Raw genomic sequence first — 1,472 nt, forward strand, 5'->3', positions numbered from 1 at the left:
TATATGGCATTTGTAGCCAATTTGAGAAGGTAACACCTTCCATCACTGGGAAAGGATGAGTCTTCCGTTGGGTAGCGCGCCGCTACACCGATTGCTGCACCGTACGCGCTATGTGAACTTTTGTCAGTCAACCAGGTCTAGCCCCACCATTAGTTGTGCCAGTTGCGTAAGTCCTATATTAAATTCGCTCAAGGTGCGCGCCTCCAAGGGCGAGTAAATCGCCCTTGGGTCGCACCTTCGGGTCGCACCGCCAGGAACGGGCAAGATGCCCATTCCACCTCACTCTTAAAATCATTCCATTATTAAGCAATGCCATCTAATTGGCACAACTGATCCCCAATCCGGGTGCAATACTCCGGTTTAATTCAGTCCCCAGAGGCTTGTAAAGACCTAGCATGCTAGGTCTTTACATTTGTGTAGCCGCAACAATCACCTCGTCAGGGCAAAGAGGAAATACCAGGCAGAGGTAGTATATAGCGCTACGGGCAAGGCCAGAGGAATCCCCCCTACCTTAATACTATCCATTAGGCAAAAGTAGTCGAAACAGTGATAGAGACGTTTGATGTAGGCAAGGATGGGGAGAGGAGTGGTGAGCGTAATTATTAACTGGAGTATAGACTAACAGGGGTTTCCCAAGACTGTGATCGCTAATCTTGAAGTGCGATCGCTAATCTTGAAGTGCGATCGCTAATCTTGAAGTGCGATCGCGCTTAATTCGGTGCAGCAAAGCTGGAGTGGACAGTGAGGCGGAGGTTGTGAGAGTATGAAAGGAAAAAGCCAATCAGGGGATGAAGAGGAACAAATGAAGGATTGGATAAGCCAGGAGATAAATCCGAAATTTTTCAGGACATACGCCACGCAAAAAGATTGAGAAAGACACTTCTGGTCTTAAGTGAGCATCCAGGAGAAACAGTACCAAAAGCGAGTGGAAATGCCAGCGAGAGTCAAAGTATCTACAGATTTTGGTCAAATAAGACAGTGAAAGGGACCGACTTATTGGCTTCACACAGGGAAGGCGTAGTGAGGAGGTGTGTCGGTCGCCGTGAGTAGTGCTGGCAATACAGGACACGACCGACTTGGAGTATAGGACACATCAAGCCACGAAGGGTTTGGGATATATCAATCAGACCAAGCAACTTCGAATCAAAGTTCATAGCTGTATAGCGGTGAGTGCGCGATTGAGAGCCATTGGGACTGCTACATCAGCAGAGTTGGACAAGAAAGCACAGGAGTGGAAAGAAAAAAGAACGCAAGAAAAAAGCGATTCAAGAAAAAGAAAGCTATCGATGGTTAGAGACTCTTACAGGAGCCGAGGAAGGACTAGCCGAAAAAGCGAAGCTCATACATGTTGCTGATCGCGAGGCCGATATCTTTGAGTTGTTCGCCCAAAAGCGCTCTGCCAAAGCGCGAATTACTGATTCTTCGAGAGCAGTATAACCCCAGGGTGAAAGAGGAGATGGGATATCTTTTGA

The 1,472-nt window shown here is 47.6% G+C and carries 2 protein-coding genes; both read left to right on the plus strand.

Features of this window, described 5'->3' with window-relative positions; genetic code table 11:
- Nucleotides 1-810: 810 nt before the first annotated feature.
- A complete protein-coding gene (locus F6K20_RS40390) occupies nt 811-1,050 on the plus strand; it encodes a transposase DNA-binding-containing protein (protein WP_071986821.1) in 240 nt (79 codons plus the stop codon).
- Nucleotides 1,051-1,188: 138 nt separating this feature from the next.
- Nucleotides 1,189-1,437, plus strand: a complete 249-nt coding sequence (locus tag F6K20_RS38240) for a hypothetical protein (RefSeq protein ID WP_008180813.1) — start codon at nt 1,189-1,191, stop codon at nt 1,435-1,437.
- The last annotated feature ends 35 nt before the right edge of the window (nt 1,438-1,472 follow it).

Origin of the sequence: Moorena sp. SIO2C4 (assembly GCF_010672485.1) — a bacterium.
In the GTDB taxonomy this organism is placed as follows: domain Bacteria; phylum Cyanobacteriota; class Cyanobacteriia; order Cyanobacteriales; family Coleofasciculaceae; genus Moorena; species Moorena producens.